Origin of the sequence: Klebsiella sp. HMSC09D12, from assembly GCF_001808475.1 — a bacterium.
GTDB lineage: Bacteria > Pseudomonadota > Gammaproteobacteria > Enterobacterales > Enterobacteriaceae > Klebsiella > Klebsiella oxytoca.
The window spans coordinates 44,306-61,996 of the sequence record NZ_KV793483.1 but is presented as its reverse complement, the minus strand read 5'-3'; the positions used below and the strand labels follow the sequence as shown (position 1 = coordinate 61,996).

The window sequence follows — 17,691 nt, the reverse complement described above, 5'->3', positions numbered from 1 at the left end:
GCCATGAAAGCCCAGAAACCGGGGTTACACCCGCGTAACCGTCACCATCAACGCTACGATCTGCCCGCGCTGTGCCAGGCCCATCCTGAGCTGCAGGCCTTCATCACCCTTAATCCGGTGGGTGAGCAGACCATCGACTTTGCCAACCCGCTGGCGGTGAAGGCGCTGAATAAAGCGCTGCTGGCGCATTTTTACGCGGTGAAACACTGGGATATTCCCGACGGCTTTCTCTGTCCGCCGGTGCCGGGCAGGGCGGACTACATCCATCACCTCGCCGATTTGCTGGCGCTGGATAGCGGGACGATCCCGGCTAACGCCAGCATTCTTGATATCGGCGTGGGCGCAAACTGCATCTATCCGCTCATTGGCGCGCACGAGTACGGCTGGCGCTTTACGGGTAGCGAAGTGAACGCCGAGGCATTCGCCAGTGCCCAGGCTATCATCAACGGCAATCCGGGGCTCACTCGCCAGATCCGCCTGCGCCGTCAAAAAGATGCCAACGCGATTCTGAACGGCATTATTCATAAAAATGAACACTACGATGCGACCCTCTGTAACCCGCCGTTTCATGATTCCGCTGCCAGCGCGCAGGCGGGCGGCGAGCGTAAACGTCGCAATCTTGGGCTGGGCGAACAGAGCGTGCTGAACTTTGGCGGTCAGCAGCAGGAGCTGTGGTGCGAAGGCGGCGAGGTGGCCTTTATTACGCAGATGATTGAAGAGAGCAAGCCCTTTGCTCGTCAGGTTAAATGGTTTACTTCGCTGGTTTCTCGCGGCGACAACCTGCCGCCGCTATATCGCGCGCTGACCGACGTCGGCGCGGTGAAAGTGGTGAAGAAAGAGATGGCCCAGGGGAATAAGCAAAGTCGCTTTATCGCCTGGACCTTTATGGATGAGGCCAAACGTCGCCGCACGCTATAACGTGGGCTCGGCGGGGGCAGGCGGTCCTGCGGGTGCGGGCATCGGCAGAACCTGATAAGTTTGTACCGGCGCCCGCACGCCTGCGAGGTCAAAATGCCTTTTCACCTGCGTATCGAGGGCGAATCTGACCGTCCACTGCTTGAGCGGCAGGGTGGTAAAGGTGACGCGCAGGGTGAAGGCGGTATTGCTTAAGCCTACCACGCCGGTGAAGGATGGCTCGCCAATGATCAGCCCGCGAATCTCTTCCTGCGCCATCACTTCCGCGACCGCATCCTTCAGCGCCTGGTTAGCCTTATCCAGATCTTCATGCCGGTCAACGTCATAGTTGGCCACCACCGAGCCGATACCGCGAACGAAGTTGGCGAAGGTGGTTATCGAAGACCACGGAATAATATGGTAAGCGCCGGTATCCTGACGGACGCCGACGGAGCGAATCGACATGCGCTCCACCGTCCCGGTGAGCGGCCCTATCGTCACCAGGTCGCCGGTATTCATACCGTTCTCGAACTGAATAAAAATGCCGGTAATAATATCTTTGACCAGGGTCTGCGCGCCAAATGAAATTGCCAGGCCCAGCGCGCCCGCGCCAGCCAGCAGCGGGGCGATATTCACCCCCACTTCCGAAAGCAGGATCATAATGGTAATAGTGCTGATCACCACCGCCAGCGCGTTGCGAAACAGCGTCAGCAGCGTTCGGGCGCGGGCGCTGGGCAGCGGGCGACCGTGAATGTCCGATGCCAGCCGGTTTTCAATCAGGCTGGCGAGCAGCGTCCAGCCAATCGCCGAGAAGAACAGGATCAGCGCGATACGAATCAGCACATCAACCGCTTTTTGCCCGCTGCCGTTATGCATCCACTGCCAGAAATCGAACAGCCCCCATGCGCTGAGCAGCAGCATAATCGCCACGCAGACCGTCAGGATGCGCGCGGCCTTCAGCGATGCGGAGATCCAGCCGTTAAGTCGTTTTTGCAGTTCAGGATAGTTACGCTGGGTTTCCGGCGACAAGGTGATGGTTTTCGCAATCCAGCGCGACAGAATACCGGAGACCAGCGCGGCGGCGCCGACGATGGCCAGGCTGCGTAGGGTCGCGCCCATCATAAATTTCAGGCTGTTACCGGGGTCGAACAGCGAGAAGAAAAACAGCACGATGAAATAGGCGCAGGCCAGCCAGTGCCACACCAGAGCAAAGGCGCGGATAAACAGGCTAAAGAAGGCCAGCGATCGGTCGGCAAGATGGATAAGCCCTTGGGTAATTAACTGCTTATTGTGGAATATCAGATACAGGGCCCAGAGCGTAATGCACAGCATAATGACCACATTGGCCAGCGCCCCGAACTGCACGTTGACCTGGTTGGAGATAATTGGCACCGCAACGATCAGCCCGTAGCCAATCAGGCTGCTGAGCGCGCTGAGGCGCAGATTCCAGTATTTTGCCGCTTCATCGCTAAGGTTAAACGGGCGTAGCTCCGGGATGCGTGGGCAGAAAATCAGCCGCAGAATGGCTTTGAAAAACTCGATCAGCGCAAAGGCATTGAGAAACAGACTTTGCTGGAAGGCGATAGTGGGATTATTACCGTTCAGGCGATCGCTTAATAGCTGGCCAACAAACAGCGTCAGGGCCAGCAGAAGCAGGTCGAAAATAAATGCGCCGGCAATCGTGGCCGGCAGCTGTAGCCAGTTGCTGCGGTCGCGGTTTTTATGTCGTCCCCAGTGCCCCATTTTGCGATACAGCGGCAGGGCAGCCAGGCGTACCAGCCACCAGAATGCAAAGACCAGACCACCAAGCAGCAGGAAATGCCAGGCGGCGCTGATGAACGATTGCGAATTAAATGGTTTGTGCGGAGAGCCGGTGATGTTGCGCCATAGCTGAGAGAAGCGCGACGAAAGCTGTTCGCCATATTCACGACTGATCTGAGTGACGTTTTCCAGCACCGTCGTTTCGTCTTTAATTTCCGGCGGCGTCAGCGTCGGGGTACTGTCCGGCGGCGGCGTGGCGGCGGCTTTACGCAGCTGATCGATAAGCTCCTGGCGGGCATCGGCGTTTTCAAGCACGTCGGCCAGCGCGCCGTAGGCCGCTTTTTTCTGCGCCAGATCGGGTTCGCTACTGCTGGAGTGGTCCGTTGTGGTTGCCGGAACGCCGGGCAGCGTCGCGGCCCATAGCGGAGCGGTGAAGAGTAAAGCGAGCAGGAACAAAATCCGCGGCACAGGCACCTCCATTGCATCTCAAACCGTTAAGTATAGAAGACGAGATCCGGAGCGCGAGGTTGGGATGATTCTGGAAAGCGGCTCTCCCGCGAAGGGAGAGCCGGGCTGGGGTCAGGCGACGTGCTGTAAAAACTCCCGCAGACGCGGGCTTGGCGGGTTGTTGACCAGCACCTGCGGATCGCCATCTTCGGCAATGCGCCCTTTATCGATAAAGATCAGGCGGGAAGCCACTTTTTCGGCGAAGCCGATTTCGTGGGTGACGATGACCATGGTCATGCCTTCTTCAGCCAGATCCTGCATCACTTTCAGTACTTCATGACGCAGTTCGGGATCGAGCGCGGAAGTTGGCTCATCAAAAAGCATCATTTTAGGTTTAACCGCCAGCGCCCGGGCAATAGCTACGCGCTGCTGCTGGCCGCCTGAAAGCTCGGAAGGGTAGTGGTGCGCGCGTTCCGCGAGGCCCACTTTCGCCAGCAGATCCTTCGCCAGTTTTTCCGCCGCCGCTTTATTGGCGCCGCGTACGCGCAGCGGGCCAAACATCACGTTTTCCAGCGCGGTCAGGTGCGGGAACAGATAAAACTGCTGGAACACCATCCCGGCTTCCTGGCGAATCAGCCGCTCATCAACCTTCGGGTCGTTGACCTTCAGACCATCGACGATCAGCTCGCCGCTGGTAATCTCTTCGAGTTTGTTAATACAGCGCAGCAAGGTCGATTTACCGGAGCCGGACGGCCCGATAATCACCACGACTTCGCCCTGGTTGATCTTCAGATCGATATCATGCAGCACTTTGGTTGGGCCAAAGTGCTTGGAAACGTTTTTAAATTCAATCACAGGATTTTCATCCTTCTTTCAAGACGACGCAGAACAAAGCTCAGCACCAGGGTGATGATCAGATAGATAACCGCAACGGCGCTCCAGATCTCCAGCGCGCGGAAGTTACCGGCAATAATTTCCTGGCCCTGGCGGGTCAGCTCGGCTACGCCGATGACAATAAACAGCGAGGTGTCTTTAATGCTGATAATCCACTGGTTGCCCAGCGGCGGCAGCATACGGCGCAGCGCCAGCGGCAGGATTACGTAGCGAATAGTTTCGCGACGAGAAAGACCCAGGGCGAGGCCGGCTTCCCGGAAGCCTTTGTGAATCGACAGCACCGCGCCGCGGGTAATTTCCGCAATATAGGCGCCCGAGTTGATCATAATGGTGACTACCGCCGCGGAGAACGGGTCGATACGTAAATCGCTAAAGGCCATCGGCAGAGCGAAGTAGATGAACATGACCTGCACCACAATCGGGGTGCCGCGGATGATTTCAATAAAGACCAGCGCAATGTGGTTGGCAATCCAGCCGCCGAAACAGCGGGCGAAACCGGCTACCAAACCGATTATCAGACCGCCGACCAGGCCGAGAACCGAAATCCACAGCGTCATTTTGGCGCCTTCCAGCAAAATGGGGATGGCGGGCCAGATGGCACTCCAGTCAAACTGCATAATATGTTCCTGTTACCGTGTCGAAAACAGAGGAAATTCCTCTGAGAAAACTATTCAGGCCTGCTGACGGGTAGCCCGGAAAGCTCCAGGTCTACCAGACCACAGCAGGCCTGGAAGAGAGCATCGCTAATTATTATTTAGGTTCAGTACCGAACCATTTTTTATAAATTTCGTTATAAGTGCCGTTTTCACGCAGAGTTTTCAGCGCGCCGTTCACTTTTTCACGCAGCTCGTCGCTACCTTTCGGAAAAGCGATACCGTAGTTTTGCGCTTCCAGCGAGTCGCCTACCGCTTTGAACTTACCGTTACCTGCGGTTTTGATGAAGTAAAGGATGTTTGGCGTATCGTGCAGAACCGCATCGGCGCGCCCGGTACCGAGTTCCATATAGGCATTATCGATGTTCGGGAACTGGCGCAGATCTTTGGTTTTGATATTGGCTTTCGCGTAATCTACCGAGCCGGTACCGCCCTTCACGGCAACCACTTTACCGTTCAGGTCTTTGACATCCTTAATTTCGTTATTATTTGCGTTCACCATCACCAGAAGACCGCTTTTGTAGTAGCCGTCAGAGAAGTCGATGGCTTTTTTACGCTCGTCAGTGATAGTGATCCCCGCCAGCGCGAGGTCGATGTTTTTCGTTTGCAGCGCCGGAATAATACCGCTGAAGTCCATTGGCTTCAGGGTGTAGTCAAGCTTCAGCTCTTTTGCGATGGCAGCCCACAGGTCAACGTCGAAACCGACGTACTTATCGCCCTGTTTAAATTCGAACGGAACAAACGCCGTGTCGGTAGCGACAACCAGTTTTTTATCAGCGGCGTGAGAAGAAACCGCAAAAGCCAGGGTCAGTGCAGCCAGTGAAACTTTAAATACAGACTTCATAGCATTTCCTTTTATATCCACGGGACGATCCCCTGCGAGAACGAGTTGCCTTATGAAAAAATCATGCCAGTTTTACAACCTGTTGTTTTATAACAACCAGGATAATTCCTGCTGCACGATTTTGATAAGGGATAACGTTAAACGCACCGATATGGGGCGCTATTTTGGTGCGTCATAAGCGCATCGCATAACAAGAGCATTTTTAACGCAAACCCTGATGTTAAAACAATCTTGATGTAACGATTGTGTGAGGTGATTATTACAATTGATTTACTTTGGCGCGTATTTTGACCAATCTCATGCACTAATGTGGTGCGAAGCGGGGCGTGGGGAAAAGAAATAAAAAAGCCGCCAGCGTGGCTGACGGCAGTTGGCTTACTCGATATTCGCTTCGATGAACCACAGGAACTGATCCAGGTCGCGGGAAGCGGCGGTAAAGATATCAGCGGTATCTTCATCTTTTGCTTCGTCGATGGCTTTACGCACATCGTTGGCGACGATGGCATAGCGGTCGGCCAGCTCTTTCAGGTGGTCCTGGACGCTATGGATATCCAGCGGATAGCTTTTCAGCGGGCTCTTGCTGTTGATGACCTGAGTGGTACCCAGCGCCACGCCGCCAAGCTGGACGGCACGTTCAGCCATGGTATCAAGGTGGTTGACGAGCGCGGTGCGGAAGCCGTCCAGCATCTCATGAACGGCAATGAAGTTTGCACCGCGCATATTCCAGTGAGCCTGTTTAGTAATCAGAGACAGGTCAATGAACTGGATCACCTGGCGATTCAACAGCTCAACGGTCGCTTTCTTCGCGCTATCTGCGACGTCGTTACGGGTATAGAGCAGATTCGTTGCTTTAGTTTTAACCAGTTTTGCGGTACTCATAATGTCATATCCTCTTGATATTTGTACTCGTCATACTTCAAATTCGAATTATTCGGAGCGTCTCATCCCAATAACTTGCGGAATTAAGTATAGCAACGGATTTGAGCTTTGCAGCGGCGGTAGTCTCTATCGGTCTGATAGCGCAGGGCTGTTGGATTGGCAAAAATCTTTATGAATCAAAGGCCCTGACTGGTTTTCTTGCTCAGGGCCTGTTCTTTAACTGATGTCGACTTTCTGAATTTTTGTCTCCCGGCGCATTGTCAGCGTCGAGCCCATTGATGCCAGAATGATCGCCCCGAGCGCCAGGGTCTGGGTTGCAGTTAGCGTTTCACCAAGAAACACCATGCCGGAAAGCGCGGCCAAAGCGGGCTCCATGCTCATCAGGGTGCCAAAGGTCTTGCTGGGCATGCGGGTGAGGGCCACCATCTCCAGAGAATAGGGCAGAGCAGTGGATAAAATGGCGATCCCAAGGCCTGGTAACAATAGCCCCCACTGAAATAGCGTATCGCTGGCCTGAATCATCCCCATCGGCACGAAGACCACCGCAGCAATCAGCGATCCCATGGCGACCGTGGCAGGACCATGCTCTTCCCCGGCGCGCTGGCCGGTGAGAATGTAGACCGCCCAGCAGGCGCCGGCGCCAAGCGCCAGCAGCGCGCCGATGGGATCGATCTGGGCAACGCTTTGCCCCAGCGGCAGCAGAAACCAGAGTCCAAGCACCGCCAGCGCTACCCAGACGAAATCCAGCGGGCGGCGGGAGCCAAAGAGCGCCACCGCCAGGGGGCCGGTAAATTCCAGCGCGACGGCAACGCCTAGCGGAATGCGCTGAATTGATAAATAGAACAGGTAGTTCATCGCGCCCAGCGACAGGCCATAGAAGAGTAGCGGCAGACGCTGCTCCGGCGCAAAGCGAAGACGCCAGGGTTTGAAAATAACCACCAGGATGAAGGTACCGAGAGCCAGGCGCAGGGCGGTAACGCCGGGCGCGCCGACGAGCGGAAACAGTGATTTGGCCAGCGATGCGCCACTCTGAATGGAAATCATGGCGATTAAAATAACCAGTATCGGCAACCATGCCGGTACTTTACGGGACGAGCCGGGCATCCTTTCTCCTGTCAATTTTGTCAAATGCGGTAAAGGTTCCAGTGTAAATGAATTACCCCGCGCCGGTTGAGCTATTGTTGAAAAAAAGGGGAGTGAAAGCAGTACAATAGCGCGGGGGCGAAGATAAATTCACCAGAAGATTAGGAATAATCTGGATACACGTCGGGTGCTTTATAGGCCTTAATAGGTCTATATTTGTAAAAAAGGTTTGTTTTCCAGTTTGTTATAGAAACGTAGAAACCTTTAGTTACATGAAAAAGTACGTTAGACAATGTAAAGTGAAAAGAGTTTCCCAAAAGTTTTTGTTATATTTAAGACTTAGGACTTATTAGAAACACATTTGAGGTGGTTATGAATAAAATTGCACGTTTTTCAGCACTGGCCGTTGTTCTGGCTGCATCCGTAGGCACCACTGCTTTCGCTGCGACTTCTACCGTTACCGGTGGTTACGCTCAGAGCGACATGCAGGGCGAAGCTAACAAAGCAGGCGGTTTCAACCTGAAGTACCGCTACGAGCAAGACAACAACCCGCTGGGTGTTATCGGTTCTTTCACCTACACCGAGAAAGATCGTTCTGAGTCTGGCGTTTACAAAAAAGGCCAGTACTACGGCATCACCGCAGGTCCGGCTTACCGTCTGAATGACTGGGCAAGCATCTACGGCGTAGTAGGTGTTGGTTACGGTAAATTCCAGAACAACAGCTACCCGAACAAAACTGACATGAGCGACTACGGTTTCTCTTACGGTGCTGGCCTGCAGTTCAACCCGATCGAAAACGTTGCTCTGGACTTCTCCTACGAGCAGTCTCGCATTCGTAACGTTGACGTTGGCACCTGGATCGCTGGCGTAGGTTACCGCTTCTAATCACTTCGGTGATATAAAAAATCCGCCTCAAGGGGCGGATTTTTTTTGCCTGCGGTTCACGCAACCGTGTTAATTGACGGTGAACGCGTCGGTCCCCAGATGGGTGTAGTCGACCTTCTTCAGCTGGAAGTTGGTGATGTAGATAGGGCCAGCCTTCTGCTCTGAGATAAAGCGATAGCGCGGGGTGATCTCCTGAGCGCTGATACCGGTCCACTGCGAAAAGAAGCTGAGAAAGTCGTTGGCGGAACGTCGCGCTTTAATGATCTTATGCGCTTTATCATCGCTGGAGATCACCATAAACGGCACCTGGAAATTCTGCTGGTACTTATCGTCGTGTGCCAGATACTGCACCTCTTTCCCGCGCTCCTTAAAGGCCAGACCGTGATCGGAAAAATAGGTCATCGAGAAGGTTTCCCCCGAATTTTGTAGCTGAGTATAAAGATTGCTCAACAGCGTATCGGTTTGCGTCATGGTGTAGAGATAGCAGGAGGTCTCTTTCGACTGCACGAAAACGGCGTATTTGCCTTTGGTGCGATCGCAGGCCTGCGGGTGTGAGCCCATCAAATGCAGGACGATTAGCTGCGGCTGGGTACGGCGGGTGGCAAGCACCTGCGCGGTCAGCTTTAATAGCTGCTCATCCTGAGTGTTTTTGTTGGCCTCAAAATCGCCGTTTTTAAGGAACTGAACTTCGTCTGCGCGTTTGGCGATACTGGCAATCGCCGTATCATATTCACCAATTTGCCCCTGATTTGAGAACCACCAGGTTTGAAAACCGGCACGGTTGGCGAGGGTGACAAAGTTATCCTGAAACTGCGGTTTGTCGTCGACCACCCGGTTCAGGGTCAAACCGAGGGATTTCTGCGTTGAACCGCTGGCGGCGATATAGTCGTTGAATAAATAGCCTTTGACCGAGCTGGCGAACGGCGTATTGTCCCAGTGGCCGCCAAAGGCGCCGAGCGCATCACGGCGCGCGCTCTCTCCGATAACCACCACGTACAGATGATACTTTGGCTTTACCGCCAGCACGTGCCAGCTGTCTTTCATATTCGCCAGCTGCGCCATCCGCGCCTGCTCATCTAGTACTTCACTATTATTCACGACCACATCTTTAACGAAGCGGACGGCAGGGTAGCCGGTATCGATGACCTTAAAGACGCCGCCCCAGGCAAGGTTTTGCACCGGTTGCAGAAAGAAAATAGCGATGCAGAACAGCAGTCCCAGCGTATCTGTTTTCCCCCAGCGCGCCGGCGCTTCCGGTTTGCGGCGCACGGCAATCACCCCGAGCGCAAAGATAAACACGGCCAGCAGATAGCTGTACCACGGGAAAATGGTGAGGATTTCGGTGGACTCTTCGATGTTCGTGGCGTGCAGCGCCAGCAGCGTGTTGAAATTCGGCGCGCCGTAGGCCTGGCCAAACGGATAGTACATGGCCGCCAGCAGTGAATAGACGCCAACGACTACTTTTTGCGCGCGCGGAAAGCTCCGCCACAGCAGATGCAGCACGCAAGTAAAAGCAACGGTATAGAGCAGACTAAACTCATAGCCCAGCGCCAGGTTAATAAACAGCGATTGTAAAAAGTAGAATCCTGTCCATGGGTTCAGTACCGGCCTGCGGGCGACCAGCGTTTCTTTCAGCGTGACATTCATAGTAAACAATCAAAAAGAGCCATGTGTATCCCCTGGCATCAAGGGGTAAAACCTGCTGGACAGTGCGTGAAGAGGGTCTCTGCGAGCCGCAGTAGTGGCAGGGCTGACAAAAGATAGGGCTTGCAAATGGTAAGGTCAACAGTCCATAACGGATTGTTTTGGGAGAAAGCTTACAAAACTTGAAAAAAGTCGCTGAAGCGCTGAGTAATCAGCCAGTGTGGCAGGAATTTGTGGCAGAAAAATGAAGCGGCGTACCGCGACGCCGCATTAGTTGTTGGGTTTATCCTGCTGCGGTTTGCCGTTGATCAGATCGCACAGCATCCCGACAAGCATTAACCGCACTTTAAAAGGAGAATGGGTAAACACGTTTAAGCACCTCTTGAATTCATTCATATCGACCTCCTGTAACTTCGTCCTTCGCTCCTTGAAGGATGTGTGTATTACATACAGATATAGCACAGGCTATATTTTATAGCTATGGCTAAAACGTTAATTTTTTGTTCTCTGTGCGCGATCCATTACAATGGGGATCCTTTTATATGATGCTTGATGCGTCACAGGAATGAGGAAGCACAATGAACCGTCGCGCAGGTAAGCCAATAACAAAAAAAGTGACGCAGCTAGTGAATGTCGAAGAACACGTTGAGGGATTTCGTCAGGTACGCGAGGCGCATCGTCGGGAGTTGATTGATGACTACGTGGAGCTGATTTCCGATCTGATAATGGAAGTGGGCGAAGCCCGCCAGGTGGATATGGCCGCGCGGCTTGGGGTGTCGCAGCCAACAGTTGCCAAAATGTTAAAAAGACTGGCCAGCGTTGGGCTGATCGAACAGATCCCCTGGCGGGGGATCTTTTTAACGCCTGAAGGCGAGAAGCTGGCGCATGAAAGCCGCGAACGTCACCAGATCGTTGAAAACTTTTTACTGGTGATTGGCGTTAGCCCGGAGATTGCGCGTCGCGACGCCGAAGGTATGGAGCACCACGTCAGCGAAGAGACGCTGGCGATGTTTAAACAGTTTACCCTCAAGCAGGGGCCCTCGGGAGAATGAACCTCGTCTTTGTTCAGTCGCTGATCCGCGACCGCTTTCTACACCTGCTGCTGGTTGTCGGCGTTGTTTTAAGCTTCTTTGTACCGTTTGCCCCTGCAGGCTGGCTACACGCCATTGACTGGCATACGATTATCACCCTTAGCGGGCTGATGCTACTGACCAAAGGCATTGAACTGAGCGGCTATTTTGACGTAATAGGGCGCAAAATGGCGCGCCGCTTCGTCACCGAGCGCCAGCTGGCTATATTTATGGTGCTGGCGGCCGCGCTGCTATCCACCTTCTTAACCAACGATGTGGCGCTGTTTATCGTTGTGCCGCTCACGCTGACCCTGAAAAAATGGTGCGCTATTCCGACCAGCCGGTTAATCATTTTCGAAGCGCTGGCGGTGAACGCCGGGTCGTTGTTAACCCCTATCGGTAATCCGCAAAATATCCTGCTATGGGGGCGCTCCGGCCTCTCATTCCCGGCCTTTATCGGCCAGATGCTGCCGCTGGCAGCAGCGATGATGATGACACTGCTGGCGCTGTGCTGGTTCTGTTTCCCCCCCAGGCATCTCAATTATCAGAGCAGCGACAGGGCGCCCTCCTGGCGGCCAAAGCTGGTCTGGAGCTGCCTGGCGTTCTATGTCGTCTTTTTGACCGCCCTGGAGCTAAAACAGGAGCTGTGGGGACTGGCGCTGATCGCGCTGGGTTTCCTGCTGCTCGCGCGGGCGGTGATCGTTAACGTCGACTGGACGCTGCTGCTGGTGTTTATGGCGATGTTTATCGATGTTCACCTCTTGACCCAGCTCCCCGTTCTACAGCATGCGCTCAACGGCGTTGGCCAGCTCTCGGCGGGAGGGTTGTGGCTGACCACGATTGGTCTGTCGCAGTTCATCAGCAACGTTCCGGCAACTATTTTACTGCTCAACTACGTTCCACCATCGGCGCTGCTGGCCTGGGCGGTTAACGTCGGCGGATTTGGCCTGCTGCCGGGCTCCCTGGCAAACCTGATTGCGCTGCGCATGGCTGGCGATCGTCGCATCTGGTGGCGCTTCCATCTCTATTCGCTCCCCATGCTGCTGTGGGCGGCGCTGGTGGGATACGGCCTGCTGCAGCTCTGATATTCAGAGAATTGGGCAAGAAACGGACAGAAACGCCACATTCGCGTTCTCCTTTTCCGGGGTATAACTCTCTTCACGGCAGTGAATCACCCTGATTGAAGGAGAGTCCTATGCGTTATCAAAAATTGGGTCATACCGGCCTTTTTGTCTCTGAGCTGTGCCTGGGCACCATGACCTTCGGTGGTGAAGGGGCCTGTGGGGGAAAGTGGGGCAGCTGCGCCAGGCGGAGGCAGAGCAGTTGGTGGGCAACGCGCTGGATGCGGGCATTAACTTCATCGACACCGCTGATGTCTATTCAGAAGGACGCTCGGAAGAGATTACCGGCCAGGCGCTAAAGAATCTGAAAGTGCCGCGTGAAAACGTGGTGGTGGCGACTAAAGTCTTTGGCGAAACCGGCACTGCAGGCGTGAACTCGCGCGGCAGTTCGCGCTATCACATTATCAGCAGCGTCAAAGAGAGCCTGCGTCGTCTGCAGCTCGATCATATCGATCTCTATCAGCTTCATGGTTTCGATCCTGCGACTTCGATCGAAGAGACGCTGTATGCGCTGGATAATCTGGTGCAGCACGGCCACGTCCGCTATATCGGGGTGTCGAACTGGGCGGCATGGCAAATAGTGAAAGCGCTGGGCATTTCCGAACGCCTTGGGCTGGCGCGCTTTGCCTCTTTGCAGGCTTACTACACGCTTGCCGGGCGCGATCTGGAGCGCGAGCTGGTGCCGATGATGCAGAGCGAAGGGCTGGGCCTGATGGTCTGGAGCCCGCTGGCGGGAGGTCTGCTCAGCGGTAAGTACGATCGCGATGGGCAGTCGGCGAGCGGCGGCCGTCGTCAGGAGTTTGATTTCCCGCCGGTGAACAGAGCGCGGGCTTTTGACTGTATTGATGTGATGCGCGAGATTGCCGAGGCGAAGGGCGTTTCGGTGGCGCAAATCGCGCTGGCCTGGCTGCTGCACCAGCCGGCGGTGAGCAGCGTGATTATTGGCGCGAAGCGGGTCGAACAGCTTACCGATAATCTGGCGGCGACCCGCATTGCCCTGAACGATGATGAACTGTCGCGGCTTGATGCGGTCAGCGCGCTGCCGCGGGAATATCCGGGCTGGATGCTGGAGCGTCAGGGCGAATATCGCCGTAATCAGCTCGCACAGCAGTAATTTCTTTTCCTCTAAGCCGGATCGCCCGCGTCGTGATCCGGCTTTTTTTATCCGTGGCGCTCACAAAAAACGATCCTCGACTTTGCCTGCTAATGAAAATTCGTTTATATGACTAGTCATGAAAATTATATGACTAGTCATAGGGGCGAGAGATGAACAGAACACTGCCGGCAGATTTTTTATGGGGTAACTCGGTTTCCAGTATGCAAACCGAAGGGGCGTGGAATGAGGGCGGAAAAGGGATGTCGGTTTACGATATTCGTCAGCCGGCGGAATTTGCTTCCGACTGGAAGGTGGCGACCGACTCCTACCATCGCTATCGGGAAGATTTCGACCTGATGCAGGATTTGGGCATGAACTGTTACCGCTTCCAGATTGCCTGGAGCCGCGTTTGCCCGGAAGGCGACGGTGAGTTCAATGAAGAAGGTATTGCTTTCTATCACCAGTTTATCGACGAGTTAATTGCCCGTGGCATTGAGCCGATGATTTGCCTGTATCACTTCGATATGCCGCTGTCGCTGGCTGAACGCTTTAATGGTTTTACCGACCGTCGGGTAATGGAGGCCTTTATTCGTTACGGGCAGAAAATGATTGACTGCTTTGGCGACAAGGTGAAGTGGTGGCTGACCTTTAATGAGCAGAATCTTTACCATATGCCGGACGCGTTTCTGATTTCAGGCTATATGCGCGGCGAGAAGACCCTGCGCGAGCTGTATCAGATCCAGCATAACGTGATGATGGCCCACGTTCATCTGACGCAGTATCTGCACCAGGCTAAGCCGCAGTGTTTGATGGGCGGGATGCTGGCCCATGCGCTGGTCTATCCCGCCACCTGCAAACCGCGCGATATTCTTTGCGCCCAGCAGCTGGACGAGTTTTTAAACCAGAACCTGCTGCGCGCCTTTGCCGGGGAGGGCTACAGCCCTGAGGTCATGCACGTGGTCGCCCGCGAAGGCCTGGAGGATATCTACCGAGCAGAGGATCTGACGCTGATGGCGCAGGTTAAAATCGACTATCTGGCCTTTAGCTACTATGCCAGCAAAGCGCTGGATAGCGACCCGATCCCTCCGGGCACGCCGGTCAACTATTACATGCAGTTTGGCGATAAAAAGAATGACTATCTGGAGGCCACCGAGTGGGGCTGGCAGATTGATCCGCTGGGCTTTCGCACCATTATTACCCGCTACTACAACGACTGGCGTCTGCCGGTGTTCCCGATAGAAAACGGCATTGGGGTGATTGAGTCCTGGGACGGCGTAAACCAGGTGGCTGACGACTACCGCATTGCCTATCATCGCGACCATATCAACGCCATGAAAGAGGCGATATTTGACGATGGCGCGCAGGTGATTGGCTACCTGGGCTGGGGGTTGATCGATATCCTCAGTTCGCAGGGCGATATGCGTAAACGCTACGGAGTTGTCTACGTGAACCGGGAAAACCACGACCTCAAGGACCTTAAGCGCGTACCGAAGAAAAGCTATGCCTGGCTGAAACGGGTCATCCATAGTCATGGCGCAGAGATGTAGCGGCGCCTCGCGCGGGCAGATGGTATATTCTGCCCGCCAGCCACAATCAGTCACGTAAAAGGATCGGGGAATGACGGCCAAATATCTGAGTATCGCGCGGGAAATCAAAAAACGTATTATCAGCCGCCAGTATCCCGCCAGCGCGCCGTTACCCGATCAGTTCGCCCTGGCGGCAGAGTTCAGCACCAGCAGGATGACCATTCAACAGGCGATGCGCCAGCTGATTGTCGAAGGCCTTATCTACACCCGTAAGGGGCAGGGGACCTTCGTGCGCAAAAATTTCCTCCAGCTTTCGCAGTGGGAGCTACCCGGCAGCGACTATTTTGGCGCCACCAAAACCTGGGAACATTTAGGGGAAGTCACCAGCCGGGTGATTCGCTTCGAGCTGCGTTTCCCCACGGAAAAAGAGCAAAGCTCGTTGCTGATTGACGCCGATGCCCCGGTCTATGATTTTGTCCGTCTGCGGTTGCTCAATGAGGAGCCCGTGTCGCTGGATCTCACCGTGATGCCCGTTGCGCTGGTGCCCGGCCTGAATAAAACGATTCTGCAAAGCTCGGTGTTTCGCTACGTACAGGAGACGCTGGGGCTTAAAATGATGGGCTCGTATCGGGTAGTGCGGGCGATGAAACCGCAGGCGCTGGACAGAGAACATCTCAACTGCGAAGCGACCGACCCGGTGCTGGAGGTCGAACAGGTGATCTATCTGGAGGATGGTACGCCGCTGGAGTATGCCCATTGCCACTATCGCTACGATCACGGCGGAATCATTCTGGTCAATAACGGTTAAAAAAATGGCGGGCACCGGGCCCGCCACTCTCTGCATTATGCGCGTTTAGTTCAGACGCACCGGCATACCGGAACGGTTCTGAATCGCCTGATCGAGCACGCTCTGGTCTACGTCAGTCTGGCTGGTAATCGCCTGCACTGATTTGGTCAGATTAATCGGCACGATTTCACCGCCCTGGAACTGCTCTTCGGTCGTGGACAGCGGGTTGTGAACTTCAATGAAGCGGCTGCCGTCTGGCTCAGTCGTCGCTTTTACCGGCTCATCGATAAACTCAACGCGGGTGCCGACCGGCACGTTTTCGAACAGGAATTTGATGTCGTCGTTACGCAGACGCACGCAGCCGTGGCTGACGCGCAGGCCGATACCAAAGTTGGCGTTGGTGCCGTGAATGGCGTACAGGCGGCCGATATACAGGGCGTACAGGCCCATCGGGTTATCAGGACCGGCCGGAACAACCGCTGGCAGCGGTTCGCCAGCCGCGCGGTATTCCGCATGCATTTTGGCGGTAGGGGTCCAGGTCGGACCGGCTTTCTTACGCTCAACTTTGGTGACCCAGTTGACCGGCGTGTCTTTACCTAACTGGCCGATACCGATCGGCAACACGATAACGGTGTTGGTGCCTTTCGGGTAGTAGTAGAGGCGCATTTCCGCGCTGTTGATGACGATACCTTCATGCACGGTGTCCGGCAGGATCAGCTGCTGCGGGATGTTTAGCACGGTGCCGCCTTTCGGCAGGAAGGTGTCCACGCCCGGGTTGGCTTCCAGCATGTTGGATAAACCCATCTGGTATTCGGCGGCGAAGTATTCCAGCGGCTGCTTGTTGCCTTCCGGAATGGTGATCACCTGGTTCTGACCAATCAGACGGCTGCCGTCGGTGGGCAGAGGATAAGTTACAGCAGAAGCTGTGTTGCAAAAGCCCACGATGGCGAAGGCTGCCGCGAAGAGTGTTGATAATTTCATAATCTTTATGTCGTGGGCGATGTTAATGCCGCACAGGCCTTTGTCAGTTTAAACAGGGAGTCGATGGGAGCGCATTATATGTGCTTTCCGCCAAACAGGTAAATGAGATGTGTACGAAATCACATTTTTTTCCTGTGACCGAGAGTGTAGCCCGTCAACGCTGGCCCTGCCGCCTGAAAACGGGAGGGGATTACCCCTCCAGAAGCCGCGACTGGAGCGCTTCACGCGCCTGCGGCGTAAGCTGATACTCTTTCTCCAGCCAGGCATCGACGCTGGCGTAGCGGTCGTCGATTTGAGAAAGCGCGGCAGCAAGATAAGACTCATGAACCGTCATGATTTCCGCCAGGTTCTGCCGGCCGCGAGCGGTCAGTTCATCGCCGAGGGAATCGAGCATGAAATTCTCGACCTCAGTCAGCATGCCCTGGGTCAGCAGATACTCTTCCATCACCGTATGGCGATCGCAGCCGAGGGCGAACAGCGTCAATGCGCAGCCAACGCCGGTGCGGTCTTTGCCCACCGCGCAGTGCTGCAGCAGCGCGCCGTCGAAGGGTTCCATCAGCCAACCGGCCAGCTGGCGATAAGCGGCGTTGTTGAACGGCAGCTGGCGATAGAGCTCCAGCATAAACTGCTCGCCGTTAAGGGCGTTGAGCGTGGCGGCGCTGAGCTCGGTGACTTTAGCGTTGACGTCGCGAACGTGCGGATTCGCCGGGGCGTTGAGATAGTGGGCCGTTTCGTTCAGCTTATCGGGGCTGCGATGCACTTCTCCCGGATCGCGATAATCTATCACCCGGCTGAGCGGGATAGCGTCCAGGTGGGTTAAGTCAGCGGTCGTCATCATATGCAGCGAGCCGGAGCGGAAAAGCTTCCCCGACCGCACGCGGCGGCCGTCGGCGGTACGCTGGCCGCCCAGGTCACGAAAGTTGATACCGCCCTGCAGCGATAAGAAGGCCGGATGGCGGGAGATTGTGGTCATAGGTTCCTTCCAGATTAGGGTAAAAAATTACGCACTGAGTAGTATAACCGCGCAAGGTGACAACGACCCTAACACAGGCGGCAGTGATGATTTTATAACGGCCCGTGAAAAGTGAAGCAATTGCTGGCATAATGTCTGGTTCATCACACTTCT

The 17,691-nt window shown here is 54.9% G+C and carries 16 protein-coding genes and 1 pseudogene; 7 read left to right on the top strand and 10 right to left on the bottom strand.

The features are described 5' to 3' along the window. Positions 1 to 3: 3 nt before the first annotated feature. The gene (gene rlmF, locus HMPREF3178_RS15295; protein ID WP_016808140.1) at positions 4 to 918 is read left to right on the top strand and encodes a 23S rRNA (adenine(1618)-N(6))-methyltransferase RlmF; all 915 of its coding nucleotides are present in this window, start codon (positions 4 to 6) and stop codon (positions 916 to 918) included. Here the strand turns inward: rlmF and ybiO are convergent. The 6 genes from ybiO to rhtA all read right to left on the bottom strand — a co-directional run bounded on the left by ybiO (position 913) and on the right by rhtA (position 7,476). Continuing rightward, positions 913 to 3,123 carry a mechanosensitive channel protein gene (ybiO, locus tag HMPREF3178_RS15290; RefSeq protein WP_016808139.1) on the bottom strand — a complete coding sequence of 737 codons (2,211 nt, stop codon included), beginning with the start codon at positions 3,121 to 3,123 and terminating at the stop codon, positions 913 to 915. The genes rlmF and ybiO overlap by 6 nt on opposite strands. Before the next feature lie 111 nt (positions 3,124 to 3,234). After that, complete coding sequence (glnQ, locus tag HMPREF3178_RS15285) at positions 3,235 to 3,957, bottom strand: glutamine ABC transporter ATP-binding protein GlnQ (RefSeq protein WP_004111590.1); 723 nt, start codon at positions 3,955 to 3,957, stop codon at positions 3,235 to 3,237. Next, positions 3,954 to 4,613, bottom strand: a complete 660-nt coding sequence (gene glnP / locus HMPREF3178_RS15280; RefSeq protein WP_004100490.1) for a glutamine ABC transporter permease GlnP — start codon at positions 4,611 to 4,613, stop codon at positions 3,954 to 3,956. Before glnP ends, glnQ begins: the two co-directional genes overlap by 4 nt. Positions 4,614 to 4,746: 133 nt before the next feature. Further along, complete coding sequence (gene glnH, locus HMPREF3178_RS15275) at positions 4,747 to 5,493, bottom strand: glutamine ABC transporter substrate-binding protein GlnH (RefSeq protein ID WP_004100491.1); 747 nt, start codon at positions 5,491 to 5,493, stop codon at positions 4,747 to 4,749. Between the two features lie 375 nt (positions 5,494 to 5,868). Beyond that, complete coding sequence (gene dps / locus HMPREF3178_RS15270) at positions 5,869 to 6,372, bottom strand: DNA starvation/stationary phase protection protein Dps (RefSeq protein ID WP_004100493.1); 504 nt, start codon at positions 6,370 to 6,372, stop codon at positions 5,869 to 5,871. 216 nt (positions 6,373 to 6,588) lie between these two features. Then, a complete protein-coding gene (rhtA, locus tag HMPREF3178_RS15265) occupies positions 6,589 to 7,476 on the bottom strand; it encodes a threonine/homoserine exporter RhtA (protein ID WP_004100495.1) in 888 nt (295 codons plus the stop codon). 351 nt (positions 7,477 to 7,827) lie between these two features. On the opposite strand from rhtA, the gene ompX reads away from it, so the two are divergent. Beyond that, complete coding sequence (gene ompX, locus HMPREF3178_RS15260; RefSeq protein ID WP_004100497.1) at positions 7,828 to 8,340, top strand: outer membrane protein OmpX; 513 nt, start codon at positions 7,828 to 7,830, stop codon at positions 8,338 to 8,340. Between the two features lie 69 nt (positions 8,341 to 8,409). Here ompX and HMPREF3178_RS15255 read toward each other — a convergent pair whose 3' ends face one another. Next, positions 8,410 to 9,987, bottom strand: a complete 1,578-nt coding sequence (locus HMPREF3178_RS15255; protein ID WP_004100499.1) for a phosphoethanolamine transferase — start codon at positions 9,985 to 9,987, stop codon at positions 8,410 to 8,412. 267 nt (positions 9,988 to 10,254) lie between these two features. Continuing rightward, positions 10,255 to 10,380 carry a manganase accumulation protein MntS gene (gene mntS, locus HMPREF3178_RS15250; RefSeq protein ID WP_004100500.1) on the bottom strand — a complete coding sequence of 42 codons (126 nt, stop codon included), beginning with the start codon at positions 10,378 to 10,380 and terminating at the stop codon, positions 10,255 to 10,257. A gap of 182 nt (positions 10,381 to 10,562) precedes the next feature. On the opposite strand from mntS, the gene mntR reads away from it, so the two are divergent. From mntR to HMPREF3178_RS15225, 5 genes and pseudogenes are all read left to right on the top strand, one after another. Continuing rightward, positions 10,563 to 11,036 (top strand): manganese-binding transcriptional regulator MntR, encoded by a 474-nt coding sequence (gene mntR, locus HMPREF3178_RS15245; RefSeq protein WP_017146296.1) that lies wholly within the window; start codon positions 10,563 to 10,565, stop codon positions 11,034 to 11,036. Continuing rightward, entirely contained in the window at positions 11,033 to 12,139 is a 1,107-nt protein-coding gene (locus HMPREF3178_RS15240) for an anion transporter (protein ID WP_004111594.1), read from the top strand. The genes mntR and HMPREF3178_RS15240 overlap by 4 nt, the downstream gene beginning before the upstream one ends. Before the next feature lie 110 nt (positions 12,140 to 12,249). Continuing rightward, positions 12,250 to 13,289, top strand: a pseudogene (locus HMPREF3178_RS15235) (aldo/keto reductase). Positions 13,290 to 13,441: 152 nt separating this feature from the next. Further along, on the top strand, positions 13,442 to 14,818 hold the full coding sequence (locus HMPREF3178_RS15230; protein ID WP_017146295.1) for a glycoside hydrolase family 1 protein: 1,377 nt from the start codon (positions 13,442 to 13,444) through the stop codon (positions 14,816 to 14,818). Between the two features lie 70 nt (positions 14,819 to 14,888). After that, positions 14,889 to 15,605 carry a GntR family transcriptional regulator gene (locus HMPREF3178_RS15225; RefSeq protein WP_004100505.1) on the top strand — a complete coding sequence of 239 codons (717 nt, stop codon included), beginning with the start codon at positions 14,889 to 14,891 and terminating at the stop codon, positions 15,603 to 15,605. Between the two features lie 45 nt (positions 15,606 to 15,650). Here HMPREF3178_RS15225 and ldtB read toward each other — a convergent pair whose 3' ends face one another. Further along, positions 15,651 to 16,565 carry a L,D-transpeptidase gene (gene ldtB, locus HMPREF3178_RS15220; RefSeq protein ID WP_004100506.1) on the bottom strand — a complete coding sequence of 305 codons (915 nt, stop codon included), beginning with the start codon at positions 16,563 to 16,565 and terminating at the stop codon, positions 15,651 to 15,653. A gap of 190 nt (positions 16,566 to 16,755) precedes the next feature. Further along, the gene (locus HMPREF3178_RS15215; RefSeq protein ID WP_004100507.1) at positions 16,756 to 17,538 is read right to left on the bottom strand and encodes a tyrosine-protein phosphatase; all 783 of its coding nucleotides are present in this window, start codon (positions 17,536 to 17,538) and stop codon (positions 16,756 to 16,758) included. Between the last annotated feature and the right edge of the window lie 153 nt (positions 17,539 to 17,691).